Source organism: Pseudomonas sp. Je.1.5.c, from assembly GCF_051129895.1.
GTDB classification, from domain to species: Bacteria; Pseudomonadota; Gammaproteobacteria; order Pseudomonadales; family Pseudomonadaceae; genus Aquipseudomonas; species Aquipseudomonas urmiensis.
The window spans coordinates 1-23,707 of the sequence record NZ_JBCPSP010000039.1 but is presented as its reverse complement, the minus strand read 5'-3'; the positions used below and the strand labels follow the sequence as shown (position 1 = coordinate 23,707).

At 60.2% G+C, this 23,707-nt stretch carries 25 protein-coding genes; 13 read left to right on the top strand and 12 right to left on the bottom strand.

Translation table 11 applies throughout. The features are described from left to right. The first annotated feature begins 108 nt into the window (after window positions 1-108). The 5 genes from AAZU54_RS22130 (at window position 109) to AAZU54_RS22110 (ending at window position 3,884) form a co-directional block, all read left to right on the top strand. The gene (locus AAZU54_RS22130; RefSeq protein ID WP_434727677.1) at window positions 109-1,923 is read left to right on the top strand and encodes a penicillin-binding protein activator; all 1,815 of its coding nucleotides are present in this window, start codon (window positions 109-111) and stop codon (window positions 1,921-1,923) included. Next, a complete protein-coding gene (locus AAZU54_RS22125; protein WP_405129568.1) occupies window positions 1,923-2,294 on the top strand; it encodes a YraN family protein in 372 nt (123 codons plus the stop codon). Before AAZU54_RS22130 ends, AAZU54_RS22125 begins: the two co-directional genes overlap by 1 nt. 88 nt (window positions 2,295-2,382) lie before the next feature. Next, a complete protein-coding gene (locus tag AAZU54_RS22120; RefSeq protein WP_186553860.1) occupies window positions 2,383-2,976 on the top strand; it encodes a phosphoheptose isomerase in 594 nt (197 codons plus the stop codon). Then, on the top strand, window positions 2,973-3,551 hold the full coding sequence (locus tag AAZU54_RS22115; RefSeq protein WP_186553859.1) for a BON domain-containing protein: 579 nt from the start codon (window positions 2,973-2,975) through the stop codon (window positions 3,549-3,551). Before AAZU54_RS22120 ends, AAZU54_RS22115 begins: the two co-directional genes overlap by 4 nt. A gap of 114 nt (window positions 3,552-3,665) precedes the next feature. Next, window positions 3,666-3,884 (top strand): YgdI/YgdR family lipoprotein, encoded by a 219-nt coding sequence (locus AAZU54_RS22110; RefSeq protein ID WP_186553858.1) that lies wholly within the window; start codon window positions 3,666-3,668, stop codon window positions 3,882-3,884. A 102-nt stretch (window positions 3,885-3,986) separates the two neighbouring features. Here the strand turns inward: AAZU54_RS22110 and AAZU54_RS22105 are convergent, their stop codons facing one another. From AAZU54_RS22105 to rplM, 7 genes are all read right to left on the bottom strand, one after another. Continuing rightward, window positions 3,987-4,421, bottom strand: coding sequence for a ClpXP protease specificity-enhancing factor (locus tag AAZU54_RS22105; protein ID WP_186553857.1), 435 nt, complete (start codon window positions 4,419-4,421; stop codon window positions 3,987-3,989). A gap of 10 nt (window positions 4,422-4,431) precedes the next feature. Then, the gene (locus tag AAZU54_RS22100; RefSeq protein ID WP_312155776.1) at window positions 4,432-5,055 is read right to left on the bottom strand and encodes a glutathione S-transferase N-terminal domain-containing protein; all 624 of its coding nucleotides are present in this window, start codon (window positions 5,053-5,055) and stop codon (window positions 4,432-4,434) included. A 119-nt stretch (window positions 5,056-5,174) separates the two neighbouring features. Continuing rightward, window positions 5,175-5,954 (bottom strand): cytochrome c1, encoded by a 780-nt coding sequence (locus tag AAZU54_RS22095; protein WP_186553855.1) that lies wholly within the window; start codon window positions 5,952-5,954, stop codon window positions 5,175-5,177. Next, a complete protein-coding gene (locus AAZU54_RS22090; RefSeq protein WP_186553993.1) occupies window positions 5,954-7,165 on the bottom strand; it encodes a cytochrome b in 1,212 nt (403 codons plus the stop codon). The genes AAZU54_RS22095 and AAZU54_RS22090 overlap by 1 nt, the downstream gene beginning before the upstream one ends. Next, a complete protein-coding gene (gene petA / locus AAZU54_RS22085; RefSeq protein WP_186553854.1) occupies window positions 7,165-7,758 on the bottom strand; it encodes a ubiquinol-cytochrome c reductase iron-sulfur subunit in 594 nt (197 codons plus the stop codon). Before petA ends, AAZU54_RS22090 begins: the two co-directional genes overlap by 1 nt. A 263-nt stretch (window positions 7,759-8,021) precedes the next feature. Next, window positions 8,022-8,414 (bottom strand): 30S ribosomal protein S9, encoded by a 393-nt coding sequence (rpsI, locus tag AAZU54_RS22080; RefSeq protein ID WP_186553853.1) that lies wholly within the window; start codon window positions 8,412-8,414, stop codon window positions 8,022-8,024. A gap of 14 nt (window positions 8,415-8,428) precedes the next feature. Further along, complete coding sequence (rplM, locus tag AAZU54_RS22075) at window positions 8,429-8,857, bottom strand: 50S ribosomal protein L13 (protein WP_186553852.1); 429 nt, start codon at window positions 8,855-8,857, stop codon at window positions 8,429-8,431. Window positions 8,858-9,114: 257 nt separating this feature from the next. On the opposite strand from rplM, the gene AAZU54_RS22070 reads away from it, so the two are divergent. Next, window positions 9,115-10,155 carry an NADP(H)-dependent aldo-keto reductase gene (locus tag AAZU54_RS22070; RefSeq protein ID WP_186553851.1) on the top strand — a complete coding sequence of 347 codons (1,041 nt, stop codon included), beginning with the start codon at window positions 9,115-9,117 and terminating at the stop codon, window positions 10,153-10,155. A 291-nt stretch (window positions 10,156-10,446) separates the two neighbouring features. After that, complete coding sequence (locus tag AAZU54_RS22065) at window positions 10,447-11,343, top strand: GlxA family transcriptional regulator (RefSeq protein ID WP_186553992.1); 897 nt, start codon at window positions 10,447-10,449, stop codon at window positions 11,341-11,343. 59 nt (window positions 11,344-11,402) lie between these two features. On the opposite strand, the gene zapE is transcribed toward AAZU54_RS22065, so the two are convergent. From zapE to AAZU54_RS22050, 3 genes are all read right to left on the bottom strand, one after another. Then, window positions 11,403-12,497, bottom strand: coding sequence for a cell division protein ZapE (gene zapE, locus AAZU54_RS22060; RefSeq protein WP_186553850.1), 1,095 nt, complete (start codon window positions 12,495-12,497; stop codon window positions 11,403-11,405). An 83-nt stretch (window positions 12,498-12,580) separates the two neighbouring features. Next, on the bottom strand, window positions 12,581-13,930 hold the full coding sequence (locus tag AAZU54_RS22055; RefSeq protein ID WP_186553849.1) for a tryptophan--tRNA ligase: 1,350 nt from the start codon (window positions 13,928-13,930) through the stop codon (window positions 12,581-12,583). Between the two features lie 25 nt (window positions 13,931-13,955). Beyond that, entirely contained in the window at window positions 13,956-14,591 is a 636-nt protein-coding gene (locus AAZU54_RS22050; RefSeq protein ID WP_186553848.1) for an alpha/beta hydrolase, read from the bottom strand. 139 nt (window positions 14,592-14,730) lie between these two features. Here AAZU54_RS22050 and AAZU54_RS22045 point away from each other — a divergent pair, with 139 nt between their 5' ends. Further along, window positions 14,731-15,168 (top strand): YhcB family protein, encoded by a 438-nt coding sequence (locus AAZU54_RS22045; protein WP_186553847.1) that lies wholly within the window; start codon window positions 14,731-14,733, stop codon window positions 15,166-15,168. Between the two features lie 77 nt (window positions 15,169-15,245). Here the strand turns inward: AAZU54_RS22045 and mdeB are convergent, their stop codons facing one another. Then, window positions 15,246-17,942 carry an alpha-ketoglutarate dehydrogenase gene (gene mdeB / locus AAZU54_RS22040; protein WP_434727676.1) on the bottom strand — a complete coding sequence of 899 codons (2,697 nt, stop codon included), beginning with the start codon at window positions 17,940-17,942 and terminating at the stop codon, window positions 15,246-15,248. A gap of 86 nt (window positions 17,943-18,028) precedes the next feature. After that, window positions 18,029-19,225 carry a methionine gamma-lyase gene (locus AAZU54_RS22035; protein ID WP_186553845.1) on the bottom strand — a complete coding sequence of 399 codons (1,197 nt, stop codon included), beginning with the start codon at window positions 19,223-19,225 and terminating at the stop codon, window positions 18,029-18,031. Window positions 19,226-19,352: 127 nt separating this feature from the next. Between AAZU54_RS22035 and AAZU54_RS22030 the strand changes: the two genes are divergently transcribed. From AAZU54_RS22030 to AAZU54_RS22010, 5 genes are all read left to right on the top strand, one after another. Beyond that, window positions 19,353-19,832, top strand: coding sequence for an Lrp/AsnC family transcriptional regulator (locus AAZU54_RS22030; RefSeq protein WP_186553844.1), 480 nt, complete (start codon window positions 19,353-19,355; stop codon window positions 19,830-19,832). A gap of 113 nt (window positions 19,833-19,945) precedes the next feature. Beyond that, window positions 19,946-22,474: an S-type pyocin domain-containing protein gene (locus AAZU54_RS22025; protein ID WP_434727675.1), complete on the top strand. Its 2,529-nt coding sequence runs from the start codon at window positions 19,946-19,948 to the stop codon at window positions 22,472-22,474. Next, window positions 22,471-22,734: a bacteriocin immunity protein gene (locus AAZU54_RS22020; RefSeq protein ID WP_186553843.1), complete on the top strand. Its 264-nt coding sequence runs from the start codon at window positions 22,471-22,473 to the stop codon at window positions 22,732-22,734. Before AAZU54_RS22025 ends, AAZU54_RS22020 begins: the two co-directional genes overlap by 4 nt. 262 nt (window positions 22,735-22,996) lie before the next feature. Further along, entirely contained in the window at window positions 22,997-23,317 is a 321-nt protein-coding gene (locus AAZU54_RS22015) for an S-type pyocin (RefSeq protein WP_186553842.1), read from the top strand. After that, window positions 23,311-23,577, top strand: a complete 267-nt coding sequence (locus AAZU54_RS22010; RefSeq protein WP_368973762.1) for a bacteriocin immunity protein — start codon at window positions 23,311-23,313, stop codon at window positions 23,575-23,577. The genes AAZU54_RS22015 and AAZU54_RS22010 overlap by 7 nt, the downstream gene beginning before the upstream one ends. Window positions 23,578-23,707 lie beyond the last annotated feature (130 nt).

Below are 23,707 nucleotides of genomic sequence, written 5' to 3'. Positions count from 1 at the left end.
CACGCCCTCAAGCGACCTATAGTGAAGGTTCGGCATCAGCAACATCGCGCCCCGGCCAGTGGTTGGGTACAATTGCCGGCCAACTTGATCGAGTAACAGGACCTTTACATGATCGCTTGCCTGCGGCTGCTTACAGCCCTCTGCCTCGCTGCCCTGCTGGCAGCTTGCGCCAGCTCGCCCTCATCCAGCCTGGGCGAACTCCCGCGCACCCCGGATGCCAGCATCGAGCAGTTGCTCGACAAGGCAGCCAACAGCAAGTCGCCGGAGGACGCCGCCCTGCTGCGCCTGAGCGCCGCCGACCTTGCCTACAAGCAGAAGGACTACCCACGCGCCGCACGCATTCTCGAGCAGGTGCCACTGGATCCACTCAAGCCTGCCCAGCAAGTGTTCGCCAGCACTCTCAGCGCTGAGCTGGCCATGAGCCGTAACCAGCCCAAGGCCGCCCTGACCGCCCTCGCCCACCCGAGCCTGCAGCGCCTTGGCGAGCTGCCCGAAGAGCAACAGGTGCGCACCTATAGCGTGCACGCCGCGGCGCTCGAGGCCGATGGCCAGACCCTCGCCGCTGCCCAGCAGCGCGTAGCGCTGACGCCACTGCTCAGCGGTGAGGCCGCCAGCGCCAACAATGACGCGATCTGGGCACTGGTCGCCGCATTGCCGGCCGAGCAACTGCAACCGAGCACCGATCAAACCCTGGCCGGCTGGACCAGCCTGGCCCTGGCAGTGAAAAGCGCGGGCACCCTGGAGCAACAACAGGCCGCCATCGATACCTGGCGCACTCAGAACCCAGAGCACCCGGCGGCCAAGCAACTGCCGACCGCGCTGGTCAAGCTCAAGGAACTGGCCAGCCAGCCCCTGACCAAGATCGCCCTGCTGCTGCCTCAGGAAGGCCAACTGGCCGGTGTCGCCCGCGCCCTGCGCGATGGCTTCATGGCCGCCCACTTCCAGGCCCAGCAATCCGGTCAAGCGGTGCCAGCGGTGCAGGTCTTCGACAGCTCGCGCATCAGCTCGCTGGACGACTTCTACCGTCAGGCCCAGGCCGCTGGCGTGCAACTGGTCATCGGCCCGCTGGAGAAGCCGCTGGTGAAGAAGCTCGCCGCCTACCCGCAGCTGCCGATCACTACCCTGGCCCTGAACTACGCCGACGCCGGCCAGAAAGCCCCGCCACAACTGTTCCAGTTCGGCTTGGCTGCTGAAGACGAAGCCCGCGAAGTCTCGCGCCGCGCCCGTGCCGATGGCATGGTTCGCGCTGTCGCCCTGGTGCCTAGCGGCGAATGGGGCGACCGCGTACTGGCCGCCTTCCGCAAGGACTGGGAAGCCAATGGCGGCACCCTGCTGGCTGCCGAGCGCATCGCTCAACCGATCGCCCTGGCCCAACAGATTGCCGAGCTGTTCCAGCTGCGCCAGAGCGAAGGCCGCGCCAAGAGCCTGCAGAGCACTGTCGGTGGCAACATCGCCGCCCAGCCGTCGCGCCGCCAGGACATCGACTTCATCTTCCTCGCCTCGACGCCGCAGCAGGCCCAGCAGATCAAGCCGACCCTGAACTTCCAGTACGCCGGGGACGTGCCAGTCTATGCCACGTCCAACCTGTACAGCGCCAGCGGTGACGTCAACCAGTACAACGACATGACCGGCATCCGCTTCTGCGAAACGCCCTGGCTGCTCGACAGCAGCAACAGCCTGCGCCAGCAAGTGGTCCAGCAGTGGCCGCAAGCTGCCGGCAGCCTGGGTCGCCTGTATGCGATGGGCGTCGATGCCTACAGCCTGGCGCCACGCCTGGGCCAACTCAAGGCACTGCCGGACAACCGCGTCGAAGGCCTGTCGGGTAGCCTGAGCATGAATGCCAACCAGCGGATTGAACGTCAACTGCCGTGGGCAGAGTTTGCTGGCGGCCAGGTCAAGCGCCTGCCGGACACCCCGCGCTAATGCCCGACGCATCGCCCAGCCGCGCCGGCCAAGCCGCTGAAGAGCAAGCCCTCGAGTATCTTCGAGGGCAAGGTTTGCAGCTAGTCACGCGCAACTGGCGATGCAAGGGTGGTGAGCTTGATCTGGTCATGCTCGACACCGATACAGTAGTATTCGTCGAAGTCCGCTACCGGCTGCACGCGGACTTCGGCGGCGCCCTCGGTAGCATCGACGGGCGCAAGCAGAAGCGACTGGCGCTAGCCGCCAACCTGTTCCTGCAGAAGGAGTCCCGCTGGGCCAATCATCCCTGCCGCTTCGATGTAGTCGCTCTGCAAGGCAGTGGCCACGCAGGCCAACCGCTGCAATGGCTGCAAAACGCCTTCGAATGCTGAACCCATTCCGAATTTTTTGCTCTATGTTTCGCGGGCTGGTCCCTGTTGCGCGTAGCAAAGGCCACCGCCCCTCTTAAGGTCACACCAGATGGACATGCAATCCCGAATTCGCCGGCTGTTTCAGGCCAGCATCGACACCAAGCAACAGGCAATGGACATCCTGGCACCGCACATCGAACATGCCAGCATGGTCATGGTCAATGCACTGCTCAACGAGGGCAAGATGCTCGCCTGCGGCAACGGCGGCTCGGCCGGCGACGCCCAGCATTTCTCCTCCGAGCTGCTCAATCGCTTCGAGCGCGAACGCCCAAGCCTGCCGGCGATCGCCTTGACCACCGACAGCTCGACGATTACCTCGATCGCCAACGACTACAGCTACAACGAAGTCTTCTCCAAGCAGATCCGCGCCCTGGGTCAGCCCGGCGACGTACTGCTGGCGATTTCCACCAGCGGTAACTCGGCCAACGTGATACAAGCGATCCAGGCCGCACATGACCGCGAAATGATTGTCGTAGCAATGACCGGGCGCGACGGCGGTGGCATGGCCTCGCTACTGTTGCCCGAAGATGTAGAGATCCGCGTGCCTTCGACGGTCACCGCGCGGATCCAGGAAGTCCACCTGCTGGCGATCCACTGCCTGTGCGATCTGATCGACAGCCAACTGTTCGGGAGTGAAGAATGATCCCCAAGCGTTTCGGCCTGATGGCCCTGACCCTGTGCCTGAGCATCTCCGGCTGCAGCTCGGTACTGACCTCGACCCGCGACAACCCCATCGAGGATGATCGCGGCACCCGTACCATCGGCAGCAAGATCGACGACTCGCTGATCGAGACCAAGGTCTCGGTCAACGTCGCCAAGGCCAACCCTGACCTGGACAAGGGTTCGCACATTGTCGTGAGCAGCTACAACGGTGTTGTACTGCTGGCCGGCCAAACCCCACGCGCCGACCTCAAGAGCCTCGCCGAGCAGACCGCAGGCCAGGTGCAACGGGTCAAGAAGGTCCACAACGAGCTGCAGGTGATGCAGCCGTCGTCGATCCTGGCGCGCAACAACGATGCCTGGCTGACCACCAAGATCAAGACCTCGATGCTCGGTGACGCCAACGTCCCTGGCTCGCGGATCAAGGTGATCACTGAAAACGGTATCGTCTACCTGCTGGGCCTGGTCACCCAAAACGAAGCCAATGCCGCCACCAACGTGGTGCAGGGCGTCTCTGGCGTGCAGAAGATCGTCAAGCTGTTCGAATACATCGACTGATCAGCCACTACCATCGCGGGGCAAGCCCGCTCCCACGCGACCTTGCTCTGAGCAATCGCGTGCGAGCAGACTTGCCCCGCGGTGCTTACACCTCGACAACTCAGGAAACACCGCATGAACAAGTACCTGCTGCCCGCCCTGCTGATCGGCGCCTGCGCCACCCTGGCCGGCTGCTCCACCCCGAGCCTCATCACCCTGAACGATGGCCGCGAGATCCAGGCCGTGGACCAACCGCACTACGACCGCAACTCCGGCTTCTACGAGTTCGAGCAACTGGACGGCAAGCGCACCCGCATCAACAAGGATCAGGTTCGCACCATCAGCGACCTCTGATAGCACGCCAGCCCGCTACGAACGTGTACGAGCGAGCCTGCCCCACGACAGGTCAGACGCGGCAACACAAAAAAGGCGATCCATCACGGATCGCCTTTTTCGTTACTTGACCACCTTCAGACTCGGCCGGCCACTCGGACGCGGCGGCTGCCCGCCACCCTCTGGCGGACCATCGTCATCTGGCTCGACACCTTCGTCTTCGAACTCATCTTCATCATCGCTCAACGGCGGCTCCAGCTCGAAGACCATGCCCTGGCCATTCTCTCGGGCGTAGATCCCCAGGATCGCGCTGATCGGCACATACAACGAATGGGCAACCCCACCAAAGCGGCCTTCGAAGCTCACCGCCTCGTTGTCCATGTGCAGGCTACGCACTGCACTAGGGGAAATATTCAAAACTATCTGGCCATCACTGGCGAAGCCCTGAGGCACCTGGACGGCCGGGTACTCGGCGTTGACCAGCATATGGGGCGTGCAATCGTTGTCGACGATCCACTCGTACAGTGCTCTAACCAGATAGGGGCGACTGGAGTTCATCAACGGCTCCTTAAAGCTTGCGCATTTCACGTTCAGCAGCAGACAGGCTCGCCTGGAAAGGCTCACGAGCAAACTGTCGCTCCATATAATCAAGCAGCGGCTTGGCTTGCCGCGGCAATTCGATACCCATTACCGGCAAGCGCCAGAGTATGGGCAATAGACAACAATCGACCAGGCTTTGCTCCTCGCTCATGAAGCAGGCCATCTCGCCGAACAGCGGCGCAACGCCCGTCAGGCTCTCGCGCAGCTCTTTGCGCGCCTGGGCGCGGGCAGCCTCGGCGCTACGCTTGTCGAGCAGCACATCGGCCAGTGCGCACCAGTCACGCTGGATGCGATGCATGAGCAAGCGGCTGTTGCCGCGCCCGACCGGATAGACCGGCATCAGCGGCGGATGCGGATAACGCTCATCGAGGTATTCCATGACCACGGTCGATTCGTACAACGCCAAATCGCGGTCGACCAAGGTCGGTACGCTGGCATAGGGGTTCACTTCAACCAGCTTGGGTGGCAGACGACCAGGATCGACGTCGATGATCTGCACACTGATGCCCTTCTCGGCGAGCACAAGGCGCACCCGGTGAGAGTAGTGATCAGTGGGATCGGAATAGCAGGCTAACCTGTTGGTTACGCCCATGAAGCGCCTCCTCGCATGGGATGCTCGTGAAACTGAAATGCAAACGCGCCCTGGGAGGCTCTCCGCAGCTGCGGGGAGCGCCCCAGGGCGCGTTCAACTAACCAGAAATTACTGCGTGATCAGTGCACGTCCTTCCAGTATTCGCGCTTGAGCAAGTAGGCGAACACGAAGAAGAAAGCCAGGTACAGCAACACATAGGTACCAATGCGCTGGCTCTCCAGTTTGACCGGGTTGGCCGAATAGGCCAGGAAGGTCACCAGGTTCTTGACCTTCTCGTCGAACTGCTCGGGCGTCAGGGTACCGGATTTCGGCTCGATGGTCAGCTGGTCACACGCTTCATGGGTCAATGGGCTGCCCGTCAGCGGGTCGTACTGCTTCTTGCCATCGACCACACTCTGCACCTGCTTGCAGCCAATCACCTGGTTACCCTGCAAGCCGACCAGCACGTTAGGCATGCCGACGTTAGGGAAGACCTTGTTGTTGACCCCATAAGGCCGCGACTTGTCCTCGTAGAAGCTGCGCAGGTAAGAATACAGCCAGTCGTTGCCACGCACCCGGGCGACCAGGGTCAGGTCCGGTGGCGCGGCGCCGAACCAGGTCTTGGCGTCGTCCGGCTGCATGCCGATCTTCATGTGATCGCCGATCTTGGCCCCGGTGAACACCAGGTTCTCCAGCATCAGCTCATGCGGAATATCCAGATCATCGGCCACCCGCTCGTAACGCTGGAACTTGGCGCTGTGGCACCCCATGCAATAGTTGGCGAAAGTGCGCGCACCATCTTGCATGGCGGCTTTGTCGGTCAGATCGATATCGACCTTGTCCAGCTCCAGGCCGTGTTCCGCGGCAAAGGACAAGGCAGGCATCACAGCCAGGAACAATACTGCAATAAGCTTTTTCATCAGCCAGTCACCCTTTCCGGAACCGGTTTGGTCTTCTCAAGCCTGGTGTAGAACGGCATCAGCAGGAAGTAAGCGAAATACAGCACGGTGCAGACCTGCGAGAGCAAGGTCCGACCCGGCGTAGGCGCCAGCACACCGAGGATGCCAAGGATGACGAAGGACACACAGAACACCAGCAGCCAGATCTTGCTCAACCAGCCCTTGTAGCGCATGGAGCGCACCGGACTGCGGTCGAGCCAGGGCAACACGAACAGCACAGCGATGGCGGCGCCCATGGCGATCACGCCGAACAGCTTGTCAGGCACCGCACGCAAGATCGCGTAGAACGGCGTGAAGTACCAGACTGGAGCGATGTGCTCGGGGGTCTTGAACGCGTTGGCCTGTTCGAAGTTCGGTTTTTCCAGGAAGTAACCGCCCATTTCCGGGAAGAAGAACACCACGGCGCAGAACACGAAGAGGAACACCACCACGCCGACAATGTCCTTGACGGTGTAGTACGGGTGGAACGGAATGCCGTCCAGCGGAATGCCGTTTTCGTCTTTTTTCTTCTTGATGTCGACGCCATCGGGGTTGTTCGAACCCACTTCATGCAGCGCCAGGATGTGCAGCACCACCAGGCCCAGGATCACGATCGGCAAGGCGATCACATGCAGGGCGAAGAAGCGGTTCAGGGTGATCCCGGAAATCAGGTAGTCACCGCGGATCCACTGGGTCAGGTCATCGCCGATCAGCGGAATCGCGCCGAACAGCGAGATGATCACCTGGGCGCCCCAGTAGGACATCTGCCCCCACGGCAGCAGGTAGCCCATGAAGGCCTCGGCCATCAGTGCCAAGTAGATCAGCATGCCGAACAGCCAGACCAGCTCACGTGGCTTCTGGTAGGAGCCGTAGAGCAGCCCGCGGAACATGTGCAGGTAGACCACGATGAAGAACGCCGAAGCGCCGGTGGAGTGCAGGTAGCGCAGGATCCAGCCGTACTCGACATCGCGCATGATGTACTCGACCGAGGCGAACGCCTCTTCCGCCGAGGGGGTGAAACTCATGGTCAGCCAGACACCGGTCACGATCTGATTGACCAGCACCAGCAGCGCCAGGGAGCCGAAGAAGTACAGGAAGTTGAAGTTCTTGGGCGCGTAATACTTGCTCAGGTGGTCTTCCCACATCTTGGTGGCGGGGAAGCGAGCATCAATCCAGTCCATGAACTTGCTCATCATGCGTTCTCCTGATCGACGCCGATGACGATGATGTCGTCCGTCTCGTATGAGTGCGGAGGCACTGGCAGGTTGAGAGGCGCGGGCTGCGATTTATAGACGCGACCCGCGAGGTCGTAGTGGGAGCCATGGCAAGGGCAGAAGTAGCCACCTACCCACTTCGGACCGAGGTCAGCCGGTGCCACTTCAGGGCGGAAGGTCGGCGAGCAGCCCAGGTGGGTACACAGGCCCACGAGGATGAGAATTTCTGGCTTGATCGAACGCACTTGCGGGTCGACATAGGTCGGCTGCACTGACGCCTTCGATTCGGGATCGGATAGCTCGCCGGCGATTTTCTGCAGATTCCCCAGAATCTCCTGCGTTCGCCGCACGATGAATACCGGCTGACCGCGCCACTCAGCAACCATCTGCTGGCCCGGCTCAACCTTGGCAATATTGACCTTCACCGGTGCACCTGCGGCTTTCGCCTTGGCACTGGGAAACCATGACCCCACGAACGGTACCGCAGCCCCCACAGCCCCCGCTGCACCCACCACGGACGTGGCGGCTACGAGGAAGCGGCGCCGGCCTGCGTTGACGCCGTCATTACTCATTCAGTCCTCTCCCATCAGCTGCTTTTGGCCTGTTGGATCAGGCCTGTATTTAGTTAAGTCTGTGGCACTAAATTTTGGTCGCCATGGTAAGAAACAAATCCACACACTGACAAGGTGATTACCCCCTGGCTGGGCTATAACCCTCTCTTTGCTTGATCTGCGTCTATGTGGCAAGTGGTCACGGACATGCTGACAGGTTAGTTCAAGACATAAAAAAAGCCCGGTTCCAAAGAACCGGGCTTTTTTCGACTGCCGAAGCGAAATTAACGCTTGGAGTACTGAGGACGCTTACGCGCTTTACGCAGACCCACTTTCTTACGCTCAACTTCACGAGCGTCGCGGGTGACGTAGCCAGCACGACGCAGAGCGCCACGCAGGGTTTCGTCGTAGGCCATCAGAGCGCGGGTGATACCGTGACGGATCGCACCGGCTTGACCGCTAACACCACCACCGGAAACGGTGACGTAGATGTCGAACTTGGCCACGTTCTCGGTCAGCTCCAGCGGCTGGCGAACAACCATGCGAGCGGTTTCGCGACCGAAGAAGGTGTCCAGAGGACGGTTGTTGATGGAGATGTTACCGGTACCTGGACGCAGGAAAACGCGAGCGGTTGCGGTCTTGCGACGGCCAGTGCCGTAATTTTGAGTCGCCGACATAATGAACTATCCCGTTAGATCTTCAGTTCTTGAGGCTGCTGAGCAGTGTGTGGGTGAGCAGCACCCGCGTACACTTTCAGCTTGCGGTACATGTCGCGACCCAGCGGGTTCTTAGGCAGCATGCCTTTGACCGCGGTCTCGATGACACGCTCAGGGGCTTTGGCGATCAGCTTGTCGAAGCTGATTTCCTTGATGCCACCTGGGAAGCCGGAGTGGGAGTAGTACATCTTGTCAGTAGTTTTGGCACCAGTGACACGTACCTGCTCGGCGTTGATAACGACGATGTAGTCGCCGGTGTCAACGTGAGGGGTGTATTCAGCTTTGTGCTTGCCACGCAGACGACGAGCGATTTCGGTAGCCAGACGACCCAGGGTCTGACCAGCGGCGTCGACGACGAACCAGTCGCGCTTTACTGTTTCTGGTTTAGCAGTAAAAGTTTTCATTATCTCTAAAGCCTCAGAGGCCGCCCAGCGAAAAATAGACGGCGAATCTTACTGGATAGTGCACAGCTTGACAAGCAAGCGCGCAGCCGGATACGGACGCTATTGGGGGCTCGGGTCGGGCACGTCCAATATTCGGCGGGGTTACTCTCGTAAGGCGGTGCATCACTTCCGCAGAACGCAGAGGTGCAGAATTATCCAGATTGCGCAAAAAAATTCAACCTGATTTGATGGCTTATTTCCCGAGGAGACGCACCCGCATGGAACATCGCAAGCTCGGCCGTACCGACCTCAACGTCAGCGCCCTGTGCCTGGGCACCATGACCTGGGGTGAGCAGAACGATCAGGCGCAGGCCTTCGAGCAGATCGCCCGGGCCAAGAGCGGCGGGATCAACTTCATCGACACCGCCGAAATGTATCCGGTGCCGCCGCGCCCGGAGACCTACGCCGCCACCGAGCGAATCATCGGCAATTGGTTCGCAGCCAACCGCGATCGCGACCAGTGGATCCTCGCCAGCAAGGTCGCCGGCCCCGGCAACGGCATCAGCCATATCCGTGATGGCCAGCTCAAGCACAACCGCCAGCACATCGTCGCCGCCCTGGATGAGAGCCTCAAACGTCTGCAGACCGACCGCATCGACCTGTATCAACTGCACTGGCCAGAGCGCAGCACCAACTTCTTCGGCAAGCTGGGCTACCAGCACCTGCCTCAAGATCACTTCACGCCGCTGGAAGAAACCCTCGAGGTGCTCGATGAGCAGGTGCGCGCCGGCAAGATCCGTCACATTGGCCTATCTAATGAAACGCCGTGGGGCACGATGAAGTTCCTGCACCTGGCCGAGAGCCGCGGCTGGCCACGGGCGGTGTCGATCCAGAACCCCTACAACCTGCTCAACCGCAGTTTCGAGGTGGGCCTGGCCGAGGTGGCGATTCGCGAACAATGCGGCCTGCTGGCTTACTCGCCACTGGCGTTCGGCATGCTCTCGGGTAAATACGAAAATGGCGCGCGGCCGGCGCAAGGCCGCCTGACCTTGTTCAGCCGCTTTTCCCGCTACTCCAATCCGCAGACGGTCGCAGCCTGCAGCCGGTATGTGCAGGTGGCCCGCGAGCATGGCCTGGATCCGGCACAGATGGCCCTGGCGTTCGTCACGCGTCAGCCGTTCGTGACCAGCAACATCATTGGCGCGACCAGCCTGGAGCAGTTGGACAGCAACCTGGCGAGCGCCGACCTGGTGCTCGGTGATGAGTTGCTGGCGGCGATCGAGGCGATTCATCAGGAGCAGCCTAACCCGGCGCCCTGATTGCCTTCTTCCATGCGTGGGAGCGGGCTGGCCCCGCGATGACGTCGGTTATCCATCCAACATCGCAGGGCATGCCCGCTCCTCCCCCTACCAACCGAATCGCCTTCGATTCCCGGGGTAGACACAATCGCCAAAAAATAAGACGATCCAGCCGGTGATTGACCACTCTACCCTATAAGAACAATGACAATGATGTTTACCCAACCCTCCGCTTCACTGCGGCGCGTCAGCATTCTGGCTGTCGACAAAGTGTTCGCATCGACGCTGATGCAGGCCAAGGATTTCTTCCACCTGGCCAGCCTGCGCTACAGCAAACAGCTGGGCCTGGGCCTGCAACCGATGTTCGAGATCTGCCTGGTAAGCCCCGACGGCCAGCCGGTGGACAGTTTCAGCAACGTGCAGGTGCCGGTCGATGGCGGCCTGGGCGATGCCGATGTGATCATCCTCCCGGCGTTCTGGGACGACTTCGACAATCTCCAGCAACGCTACCCACACGTCCTGCCCTGGCTACGCGAGCAACATGCGCGTGGCGCGGTACTGTGCGGCGAGGCCAGCGGCGTGTTCTGGCTGGCCGAGGCCGGCCTGCTCGATGGCAAGGAGGCAACCACCTACTGGCGCTTCTTCGCCAGCTTCGCCGAACGCTTCCCCAAGGTGAAGCTCAATCAGGACAAGCACCTGACCGACGCTGACAACCTCTATTGCGCCGGCGGCACCACCTCGGCCTGCGATCTGTACATCTATCTGATCGAGCGTTTCTGCGGGGCCAACGTCGCCCGCGCCGTGGCCCGTGACATTCTGTATGAAGTGCAGCGCAGCTATACCCCAGGGCGAATGGGGTTTGGCGGACAAAAGCTGCATCAGGACCTGATCATCCTGCAGATTCAGCACTGGCTCGAAGAGCACTTCGCCGACAAGTTCCGCTTCGAGGACGTGGCCCGCAACCACGGCATGAGCATTCGCAACTTCATGCGCCGCTTCCAGACGGCGACTGGCGACAAGCCGTTGCACTACTTGCAGCGGCTGCGCATCGAGACGGCTAAAGGCCTGCTGTCGAGCACCCGCAAGAGCATCAAGACCATCAGCTATGAGGTGGGTTACGACGATGCCAGCTTCTTTGCCCGCCTGTTCCGCCAGCACACCGAATTGTCGCCGAACCAGTACCGGCAGCAGTTCATGCAGGAAGCGTGAAAGCAGCGAGGCCGCTGTAGGAGCGAGCTTGCCCCGCTCCTACAGGGGCAGTGGCACACTCAGGGCTTGTGTGCGCGCGACAGGAATTCGTGTGACTGCATCTCCAGCAAGCGGCTCAGGGTACGCTGGAACTCGAAGCTCAAGCGGCCTCCGGTGTACAGGTCCTTGAGCTCGACCTCGGCCGAGATGATCAGCTTGACGTTGCGGTCATAGAATTCATCGACCATGTTGATGAAGCGCCGGGCGATGTCATCGGTGGTCACGCCCATCTGCTCGACATTGCTCAACAACACGGCGTGGAAGATCTTCCCCAGCTCGATGTAGTCGTTCTGGCTGCGCGGCCCGTCGCACAGGGCGCGGAAGTCGAACCAGGCAACGTCATCGCAAGTACGCAGGGCGTGGATCTCGCGATTCTCGATCATCAGTACGTCGTTCTCGACGGCCTGGGTGCACTCCGGCGTCAGCGCCTTGAAGCTCTGGCGCAGGCTCTCGTGAGCCGCCGCGTCGAGTGGGTAGTGGAACAGTTCGGCCTGCTCCAGGTGACGCAGGCGATAGTCGACCCCGCTGTCGACGTTCACTACGTCGGTGTACTGCTTGATCATGGCAATCGCCGGCAGGAAGCGCGCACGCTGCAGACCATCCTTGTACAGACCGTCAGGGACGATGTTGGAGGTTGCCACCAAGGAGACGCCATTCTTGAACAGCTCTTCCATCAAGGTGCCGAGGATCATGGCATCGGTGATGTCGGAAACGAAGAATTCGTCGAAGCAAATGACCTTGGCTTCCTGGGAGAAACGCTTGGCGATCACCGTCAGCGGGTTCTTCTCGCCCTTGAGCGTGCGCATCTCTTCGTGCACGCGCTTCATGAAGCGGTGGAAGTGGGTACGCATCTTCTCTTTGAACGGCAGGGCCTCGAAGAAGGTGTCCACCAGGTAAGTCTTGCCCCGGCCTACCCCGCCCCAGAAGTACAGGCCCTTGACCGGCGTCTGGTCTTTCTTGCCGAACAGCTTGCCGAACACGCCCGGCTTGTTGTTCTGCGCCGCGACCAGATCGTCGTACAGACGCTGCAAATGACGCACCGCTGTTTCCTGCGCCGCGTCATGGAAGAAATCGGGACGTTTCAGATCTGCTTGATATCGTTCTAAGGGCGTCATAATTCGTTAGCGAGGTAACAAAAGCGGGCCGTCACTGTAGCGACGGGCCCGCATAATGGCAATCAGAGTTGCGGCGAAATGCCTCAGTCTGCCTGTGGTTGCAGTGCTGCACGCAAGCTGACCAGCGCTGCGTCGCGGCCGGTGGCGTCGGCGAACTGCGGGCCGTCGGCGACTTGCTCGCCTTCAAGCCACAGCGAGAAGCTCAGGCCATCGACCCGAACATCGGCATCACCACCCTGCTGCAGTTGCTTGCTGACAGCGCCCGCGGTCTTGCCGTCGGCAAAGCTGCGCGACAGCAGCAGTTGCTCACCGTCAGCAGCCAGCAGGCGGAAGCGGAAGCTGCCGTCGTCATCGCGGAAGCTGACGAAGCGGGCGCTCTTGGCAGCCTTCTTCTTCACTTCGCCGGTGCTTTGCACGCTGGTGCGGAACGAACGCAGGCCGACCGCTTCACGCAGTTGCTCAAGGAATGGCGTGGCGATCTTGCGCGCCTTGGTGGCGCCGGCCAAGAGGATGTCCTCAAGGTCTGCAGGGCGCGCGATCAACTGGTGGTAGTGCTCACGCGGCGCGGCCAGTTGGCCATCGAGCAATTGGAACAGGCGCTGCTTGGCCTCACCCCAGCCCAAGCCCTGCAGCAGTTCTTCACGGAATTCGGCCGACTGCGCCTGGGTCGAGAAGGCCTGGAATAGAGTGAACAAGTGCGAGTTGTCCGGATCCTTGGCCTCGCCCGGCGCGCGCGAGTCGGTGACGATCCGCGAGATGGCGTCCTTCATGTCCTTGGCGCTGCTGAACAACGGAATGGTGTTGTCGTAGCTCTTGGACATCTTGCGACCGTCCAGGCCTGGCAAGGTAGCCACGCTTTCTTCGATCACCGCTTCCGGCAGGGCGAAGAACTCCTTGCCCTGGCCGAACAGGTGGTTGAAGCGCTGGCCGATATCGCGGGCCATTTCCACGTGCTGGATCTGGTCACGGCCCACTGGCACCTTGTGGGCGTTGAACATCAGGATGTCGGCGGCCATCAGCACCGGGTAGCTGAACAGGCCCATGGTCACGCCGGCGTCCGGGTCTTCGCCGTTTTCCAGGTTCTTGTCCACCGAGGCCTTGTAGGCATGGGCGCGGTTGAGCAGACCTTTACCGGCGACGCAGGTCAGCAGCCAGGTCAGCTCGGGGATCTCAGGGATGTCGGACTGGCGGTAGAAGGTCACCTTGTCCGGATCCAGGCCGCCGGCCAGCCAGGTAGCGGCGATCTCCAGGCGCGAGCGCTGGATGCGCAGCGGGTCATCGCACTTGATCAGCGCGTGGTAGTCGGCCAGGAAGTAGAACGAGTCGGCACCGGGCTGTTGGCTGGCGAGAATCGCCGGGCGGATGGCCCCGGCGTAGTTGCCCAGGTGCGGGGTGCCGGTGGTGGTGATACCGGTAAGAATGCGCGTAGTCATGGGTAATCGCTTGATCAGGCTTGGCTCAGTTCGAAAGACGCGGCAGCACCAGATCCTTCAGATCGGTCAGCTTGCCATGGAAGAAGTGTCCGCATTCTGCCACTTTCAGCAGCTCATGGGGGCGCGACAGGGCGTCGGACCAATCGTAAACCAGCTGCGGATCGACCACCTCGTCGGTGTCTGGCTGGATCACGCTCAACGGGCAGCGCTGCGGCAATGGGAAGTCGGCGTTCAAACGCATCACCGCTGGCGCGACCATGAACAGGTGCTGCAAGGTTACACCAGTGGCCTCCAGGCGCCCGGCCAGGCTGGCGGCAACGAAGCCGCCGAAGGAGAAGCCCATCAACACCAGCGGCAGGTGCGGATGGGTAGCACGCACCCAGGCGGCGACCGCCTCGGCATCGTCTACTTCGCCTGCGCCCATGTCGTGGCTGCCCGCGCTTTGCCCGACCCCACGATAGTTGAAGCGTAACGTGGTGTATCCAGCATCACGGGCAGTGCGTTGCAGGGTCGAGACCACCTTGTTGAGCATGGTGCCGCCCTGGACCGGGTTGGGATGGCAGATCAATACCACCCCGCGCGGCTCGGCGACTTCCAGGTGCAAGGCTTCAAGTTGGCCGCAGGGGCCATCGATGAACAAAGGGGTTTCGCGGATAAGCAAATCACTACTCCGTGACCTCAGGAGGGGTCGACTCGTCTAGCTGATGAATTCTGTTCTGAAATATTTGCGATCGCTCGCGGTATACAGCGCAGGTCTGAGCCGTTAACGTAAAGCAAAGCCGTTTATAGAGGAAGGACTCGTGGAACTCTCGCTCCTTGTTTGGTTGTTGCCGACCCTGGCCCTGGTCGTCGGCGTAGTCGTCGGCTTCGTCGTGGCCCGCCTGCTGCCCAACGCTGCACCCAGCAGCACGCAACGCCAGCTGGATGACATCCAGCAGCGTTTTGACAGCTATCAGAACGAAGTGGTGACGCACTTCAACAGCACTGCTGCCCTGGTCCAACGCCTGACCCAGAGCTACCAGGATGTGCAGGATCACCTGGCCGATGGCGCCAACCGCCTGGCCCTCGACGAACTGACCCGTCAGCGCCTGCTGGCCGCCCTGCACTCGGAAGCGGCGCAAGGTCCACGTGACCGCCTGACCCCGCCGAAGGACACGGCTGAAGTACCGCGTGACTACGCGCCCAAGGCACCTAACTCGCCGGGCATGCTCGACGAGAGCTACGGGCTCAAGCGTTGATCAGGATGTAACGAACAAGGCCTCGCAAGAGGCCTTGTTTATTTGAGACACATTGACACTTGGCGTCACCTCCAGGATCAGCGGCACCAGGGCGCTTGTGAATCACTCAGCTGATAACGCGCCCTCGCCTGCCCCAGCACCTGCTCTGCCAACTGCCCCTGCTTGACAAGGCTATACAACGCCGCCATCACCACGCTATGCCGATCCACCTCGAAGAACTGGCGCAACGCCTGGCGCGTATCACTGCGCCCAAAGCCATCGGTGCCCAAGGTCATATAGGGCGCCTCGATGTATTCGGCAATCAGCTGCGGCCAGGCCCGCGCATAATCACTGGCGGCTATCACCGGCGCATCCCCTGCCAGGCAGCGGCGTACATGACTCTCTTCTTCGCCGCCCTGCCCCATCGCCGCAGACCGGCGCTCTTGCCGCGCTTCACGCGCCAGTTCACTGAAGCTGGTCACGCTGAACACGTCACTGTCGACCTGCCATTCGGTGGCCAACAGCTCGCTGGCGGCGATCACCTCCCGCAAGATCGCCCCTGAGCCCAACAACCGCACCTTGCCACGCGGATTCAGCGCCTGCTGTTGGCTAAAGCGGTACATCCCACGCAGCACATCCTCATAGGCCTGGGCAGCCAGTGTGGGTTGTGGATAGTTTTCATTCATCACCGCCACATAGTGGAATTCGTCGCATTGCTCGACCAACATGCGCCGCGCGGCGTAATCGAGGATGACTGCCAGCTCGCCAGCAAAGCACGGATCCCAGGCCCGGCAGTTGGGCACCAACGCGGCCATCACCAGGCTCGAACCATCCTGATGCTGTAACCCCTCACCGCCCAGTGTGGTGCGCCCGGCAGTTGCCCCGAGCAGTAAGCCCCGGGCACGCTGGTCGGCGGCAGCCCAAATCAAGTCACCGACGCGCTGGAAGCCGAACATCGAGTAATAGATGTACACCGGCAACATCGGCTCGCCGTGCACCGCGTAGGAGGTTGCCGCCGCCACCCAGGACGAAATCGCCCCTGCCTCGGTGATGCCTTCCTCAAGTAACTGGCCGTCGCGCGCTTCCTTGTAGGTCAGCAGCGAACCGGCGTCCTCAGGCTCGTAGCGCTGGCCACAAGACGAGTAGATGCCGATCTGGCGAAACAGGCTGGCCATGCCAAAGGTGCGCGCCTCGTCAGCCACGATCGGCACTACCCGCGGGCCCAGCTCCGGCGTCTTCAGCCAGCTGCCAAGCAAGCGCACGGCGGCCATGGTGGTGGACATCGGCTTGCCATCGGCGTGCAGGGCGAAACTGCCGAACGCTTGCAGATCCGGCACTGGCAGCCTGCGGCAGTCGCTGCGCCGCTGCGGCAAAAGTCCGCCCAAGGCGGCCCTGCGCTGGCGCAGGTAGAGCATCTCGGCGCTGTCCTCGGCGGGGCGATAGAACTGCAGCTGCTCCACCGCCTGGTCCGACAATGGCAAATGGAAGCGATCGCGAAACGCCAGCAGTGCCTGCACATCGAGCTTCTTGGCCTGATGCGCGGTCATCCGCGACTCACCGGCGCTGCTCATACCATAGCCCTTCTTGGTCTTGGCCAGGATCACCGTCGGCCGGCCCTTGCAGGCCTTGGCTGCGGCGTAGGCGGCATGCAGCTTGCGCATGTCGTGGCCACCGCGTCTGAGCGCATTGATCTGCTCTGAGCTCATGTGCTCGACCAGCCGCTGCAACGCCGGGCTTTGCTTGAAGAAATGCTCGAGGTTGTAGCTACCATCGTTGGCGCCCAGGGTCTGGAACTGGCCATCCGGGGTCGCTGCCAATTGGCGCAGCAGCGCATGCTCATGGTCACGGGCGAACAACGCATCCCATTCCGAACCCCACAGCACCTTGATCACTTTCCAGCCGGCACCGCTGAACAGCGCCTCCAACTCCTGGATGATCTGCCCGTTGCCACGCACCGGGCCATCCAGGCGCTGCAAGTTGCAATTGATGATGAAAGTCAGGTTATCAAGGCCTTCGCGCGCCGCCAGGGTGAGTCCGGCAATCGATTCCGGCTCGTCCATCTCGCCATCGCCGAACACACCCCAGACGTGTCGCTGTGAAGTATCCAGCAGGCCGCGGTGCTGCAAATAACGCATGAAGCGCGCCTGGTACACCGCATTGATCGGGCCAATGCCCATGGAGCCGGTCGGGAACTGCCAGAACTCGGGCATCAGCCAAGGGTGTGGATAAGAGCACAAGCCATTGCCTGCGACTTCCTGGCGGTAATTGGCCAACTGCGCCTCGCTCAAGCGCCCTTCGAGAAAGGCGCGGGCATAGATGCCTGGTGCCGAATGCGGCTGGAAGAACACCAGGTCCGCGCTGCGCTGCTCACCGCCGCCCTCGCCCCGGAAGAAGTGCTGAAAGCCCACTTCGAAAATCTCCGCTGCCGAGGCGTAGCTGGCGATATGACCGCCCAGATCGCCATAGGCATGGTTGGCCCGGACCACCATCGCCAGGGCGTTCCAGCGCAGGATACTGGTGATGCGCTCGTCCAGCTCAAGGTCACCGGGATAAACGCCCTGCTGCTCCACCGGCAAGGTGTTGCGATAGGCGGAAAAAGCCTGGGTATCGCGCTCCAGGCCCAGCTCCAGGGCATGGGCCTGTAACCGCTGCAACAAGTAGCGCGCCCGCGCCGGGCCGCAGTGGGCCAGCGTGGACTCCAGCGCTTCACACCATTCAGCGGTCTCGCCGGGGTCGCTATCCAGATCGGCATCTTCGGCGCTCAGCGGCTCATTGGGATTCATCATCGCTACCATGGCATCGCCTCATCCCTGAAGGTTTAGTAGAGCCGCGCAGGCCCTGCGGGAGCGGGCTTGCTCGCAAAGAAGCCATCAACCACTGCTCAGGCACACAGCCGAAGTGCCTGCTCAATGTCAGCAAGCAGATCATCGACATCTTCCAACCCCACCGACAACCGCACCAACCCTTCGGAAATCCCGTGATGCGCACGCTCCTCTGGGGTGTAGCTGGAGTGGGTCATGCTGGCCGGATGCTGGGCCAGCGACTCGGCATCGCCCAGGCTCACGGCCCGGCTGAACAGTTGCAGGGCATTCATGAAACGCCTGCCAGCCTCGATGCCACCCTTGAGCTCAAAGGCGATCATCCCGCCCGGCTGGCGCATTTGCCGCTGCGCCAGCGCGTACTGCGGGAAGCTCGGCAGCCCTGGGTAATGCAGCAGCTCCACCTGGGGCTGCTCTTGCAGATACTCCGCCACCTGGCGAGCATTGGCGCAATGCCGATCCATGCGCAGGGCCAGCGTCTTGAGACCGCGCATCAGCAGCGAAGCATCGTGCGGCGACAGTACCGCGCCGGTCATGTCCTTGAGCCCTTCCAGGCGAATACGATCGACCAGCGCCTTGCGCCCGACCACTAGCCCAGCCGTGATATCGCCATGGCCGCTGAGGTACTTGGTGGCCGAGTGCACCACCAGGTCCGCGCCCAGTTCCAGCGGGCGCTGTAGATAAGGCGTGCAGTAAGTATTGTCGACCACCACCCGAATGTCATGGCCAGCAGCGGCCGCCACCACAGCCGCGATATCGACCAACTGCATGTTGGGGTTGGCCGGCGACTCGAAGTAGATCATTCGCGTCTTCGGCGTGATCGCGGCCTTGAGCGCCTGTAGATCGTTGAGATCCACATGCTGCACCTTGACCCCAAATTCGCCGATACCGTGATGCAGATAGGCAAAGGTACAGCCATACAGCGTGCGCCCGACGATCAGCTCATCGCCAGGGCGCAGCAAGGTCCACAAGGTCGAGGTGATCGCGCCCATCCCCGAAGCCAACGCCAGCCCCGCCTCGCCGCCCTCCAGCGAAGCCATGCGCTGCTCCAGCAGGGCCAGGGTCGGGTTGGAAATGCGGCTGTAGAAGTGCCCCGGCTCTTCGCCGGCAAAGCAGGCAGCGCCGTATTCAACAGTGGGGAAGGCATAGGTCGCGGTTTGATACACCGGCGGTACCAGCGCGCCACCGTGGGAAAGCGGGTCGTAACCGTGGTGGATCGCTCGCGTGGAAAACCCTGAATTATTGTTGGAGTCGCGCATGGCAACAGCCTCGTGTGGTTTGTTATAAGCTTATGCCAACGAGCTGCCGGGATTTTTCCAAAGTCGCCCACGCAAGCGGGTGCTTCTTGGAACAAAAACAACAATTAGCCACCCTGGAGGGCAAACCATGCCTTCGACTCTCGACCGCACCGACCGCGCCCTGCTCGCGGCCCTGCAAGACAACGCCCGCCTCACCGTTTCCGAGCTTGCCGACCAGGTCGCGCTGACCACTTCGCCGTGCTGGCGGCGGGTCAAACTGCTCGAAGACAACGGTTATATCACCGGCTATCAGGCCATTCTCTCGCCCAAGTCACTGGGTTTTGGCGTGACCGCCTTCGTCAGCATCATGATGGATTCGCACACCAAGGAAATCGCCCTGGCGTTTGAAAAGCGGCTGCTGGAAATTCCCGAAATCGTCGCCTGCCACAACATTTCCGGGCGCTATGATTTTTTGCTGGAGATCCTGGCGCGGGACTTGGAGTCGTTTGGCGAGTTCACCCGGGAAGTGCTGCAGCGGTTGCCGGGGGTGAAGGAGATTTATTCGAGTTTCTCGTATAAGGCGGTCAAAGAGCGGCGGGTGATTCCGGTAACAGAAAAGCATATTTAGGACGCCTCCTACTCATGGGCAGGCATTGCCCTACTTTTTAGATCTGCTGTTCCCGACTTACAAAAAATAGTGCATTTGACAGATTTGCCGTGTAGCGATCATGGAGAACCTACATGGCTAAACAACAGACAGTACATCTCGAAAATACACATGTAACCGCAAATCCTGTACTTCATCTCACAGAAGCTGTTTACATAAGTGCCGAGCCTATTGACCGGAAACCTCTGGTGCCACTTCAATCCGGTGGCGGGGGACCTGGCTACGGTGGCTGGGGAATGGACGCAGGACAACCACGAGGCACCTCCCTTTCTAAAAGCCAAATCGGTAAGGAGTTGGCCTGGCGCCGCATATACGGAGAAGAACAGCTAACGATCATGCGCATTCATGCGCGACATTACGCTCCGCTGCTCAAACAACTCTCCGCTCAGATAGCGTCAGAACGCGCGAACATTGAACAGCAGGCCATAGAATTCGGTGGCTCGCGTGCCCAAATAGTTGGAAAACAACAAAAGCTTTCTATTCTGAGTATTCAGCAAAAGCGTATCGATTACCTGCAAACTTTACCTCAAGCGGTAAGTTTCTACGGCGCGATACCCTTCTTTAAACGCTACGACTCGTTCTCTACTCGTATGAATGATCCCGGCGCGTTCCCTGGGCATCTCACTCGACAGGGTGCTAAAAAGCTCTGGACTACTTTCGATGCTTCCGTAGACGCTGCCTATAAATTGCATCTGCAGGCAGAAAAAATCCAGGCACTGGCAAACGACCTCCCCACGCTTGCTCGTCAACTGGATCATGCCGAGCTTCAAGAACAGCCCACCAACCTGCCCACGATCATCACACGCAGGGCCGCACAAATACTGCTGGAGCGACAGATTTGCTTCGACTGCCTGCCCAGCCTCTTGCAGCATGAGCTAGTTGAACTCACCAAGCACGAAAAGCCTTCAAAACTTGAGCAGAATCTAGCCGTTAGTCTGACTGCCGCTGGCAAGCTGATTAACCTCAAAAGATCGCAAGTCCCTCCGTTCAAGGAGCGTAACTCAAAAATTAAAAGTCCTCTCTCCAAACCGGAGGTCGAGGCACTGCTGCACCTTGTTGATGATCAGGCCAAACGGCGTGCGGGCCAACTTTGGAAAGACTATCACCGCGCGCTTGCGCTGAACGAGTCGATCCGCTATTTGCAACAGTTCTCAGCGGCGCTGACCGCTCTTCGCCAACGTGCATTGGAAGTTGAGCGTCTGCAGGTTCAGCATGCGGACTCCTTGAAACAAAAACAAGAAGCCGAACGGAAGGCAAGGGAAATAGCTCAAAAGGCCCAGGCTGAGCGTCGGGCCAAGGAGGCGGCCCAAAAAGCTGAAGCCGCACGCAAGGCCAAGGAAGTTGCACAAAAAGCGGAGGCTGAACGTAAAGCCAAGGACGCCGCCCAAAAAGCTGAAGCAGCGCGCAAGGCCAAGGAAGTTGCACAAAAAGCGGAGGCTGAACGTAAAGCCAAGGACGCCGCCCAAAAAGCTGAAGCGCAGCGACGCGAGCTGGCGGATGCTGAAAGACGCCGTACCAGCTACAACGCGATTGGCAGCACCTCGGCTTCGCTGCCACTAATTCTGCCGCTGGGGCCTGCGACTTTCGCAATCTCGCAAGCAGCCTACACGGCATTACAAACTGCCACCCGAGCGGCAGTTGCAAACATAGCCGTGTCTGTCGTGCCCGCTATTGGGAGAGCGTTGATCGCAACCCTCTCCTTGGCCTGGCCATCGACACTAGGCAACAGCGAGCGGCGCTACCTGATCAGCGTGCCACTTAGCGATTTGTCACCCCCTGGCGGGCCGAACTTATCCGCACTGGCGATGACCTCGAAGAGCATTGACCTGCCCTACCTTCTCACAGCAACTGAAACAGCTGAGGAACTGAGCCTCTACGTAGAGTCTGGAGGCAGAGCTATCCCCGTGCGTGCCGCTGGCTTCGACTCTGAGCGGCAACTATATACCGTGGCGCTGGATAATCCCCAACGCTTCCTCACCTGGACACCCGCCAGTGCGCCAGGCAGTGAACACGGTAGCTCGACCAGCCTTCTGCCAGTACCTCCCGGTACGATTGTTTATAGCGGCAGCAGCCTCAATCCGGTCATCTCGGAGCAGGAGCAGGAGCAGTATCCAGCCCTAGACCTTGATCAGGAACGATTGATCGTTACCTTCCCACTCGACTCGGGGTTACCGCCCATTCTGGTGGTGTTCAAGAGTCCGCGATTCGAGCCGGGAGTCGCCGTCGGACAGACGCCACAAGTTTCTGGAGCGTGGCCTGGAGAAACTGCACGTGTAGAAGGCGCCCCGATTCCAGCACATATTGCTGATCTTCTCAGGGGCGTAGATTTCAAAAATTTCGACGGCTTTCGAACGAGGCTATGGAAGGCTGTTGCAAACGATCCTGAGCTGTCAAAACAATTCGACGAAAGAAGCTTGCAACGTATGAAGAAATTTGGATATGCGCCATTAGTACCCGACAGCGAAATTTATATGAGTCAGGCAGCCTACGTACTGCACCACACCGTACCAATAAGCGAAGGTGGCGGAGTTTATGACATGAACAACATTAGAATCGTCACACCGCGATCCCATAATAAAATCCACTATGGAGGCAAGGAATGATCCTTAAACCAAAACTCAGCGACTATACAGAAAAGGATTTTCTCGATTTTATAGCGGAGATAGACAAAGCAAATGAGAACGAGCCTGATAATGTGCTCACACCTTTGCTAATGCACTTTAGAAAAATAACTGAGCACCCCTCTGGAATAGACCTATTATATAGGCCCACCACTAAAAAGGCAGGAGAGCCAGCGGAGGTTCTCAGAATTGTCAAGGAATGGCGGCTAGCCAATGGCAAGGACGGCTTCAAACCGTCCTAAATATTACACTAAAAGGCCCTGACCTCAGGGCCTTTTATTGTTTGCCTGATCGTAGGTAAGGCGTAGGAAACCTCTGAATTAACTGCAGTTCGCCTCGCAAGAATTAACCTACGCGAGCGCCAAAAATCACTTACAGTTTATTCGGCCAGCGAAAACTATTTCCCTTACGTATTCCAAGCGATCATCAATACCTGCAATTGCACTAGCAGCGGGCTGACTCTCCCTGCTCATCGCTTGTCGTCACTTACGCAGGTAAATACTCATGGCCGCCTACCTACCCCGGCACATCACCAGCAAACTGGCAGGGCACACATTCGAAAGTTTCGAGCAATATTCCATGGCCTTCTGGATGGCGATTGCCGAAGACCCGGTCTACTCCCAGCAGTTCATCAGTGCTCAGCTGCATCGAATCAAACAAGGCTGGCCACCCCGTGCGCCGTTCAAGGACACTGCAAAGGGGCTGCGCTCCTATGAGATCCGCCACCTCGACTCACCCGAGTTTGGTGGCTCGCCGTATGACGCATACAACCTGAGGGTCATGAGCGCCCTGCAATTTGCGCTTTCGTCGGAGTTTCCGTGGTGATCCTTGATAGAACCAGCCTCGCTGATTACAGCTATGGCGAGTTCAAGGCGCTGGTCGAGGAGTTGATCCAGGCCGCCGGGACGCGCGCCTGGCAGGACCGTTTGCTTGAGCATTTCATTGAGCTGGTGGGACACCCATCCGGCTCCGACCTGATCTACAACCCGGCCTCGGGGAAGGATGAAAGCGCTGAGCAGATTGTCCAGCGTGTAATTGCCTGGCGGACGGCAGAGGGGCTTGTGAGCCTGCGCGACATGTCATGACGCTGCATAAACCGCCGAAGCGCACTGCCACCATGTCGTCAGTTTTGGGGCCGCCTTGCGGCCCTTCGCGGGCGAGCCCGCTCCCACAGGGATAGCGCTGCTCCTAGGATCGGCGCTATCCCTGTGGGAG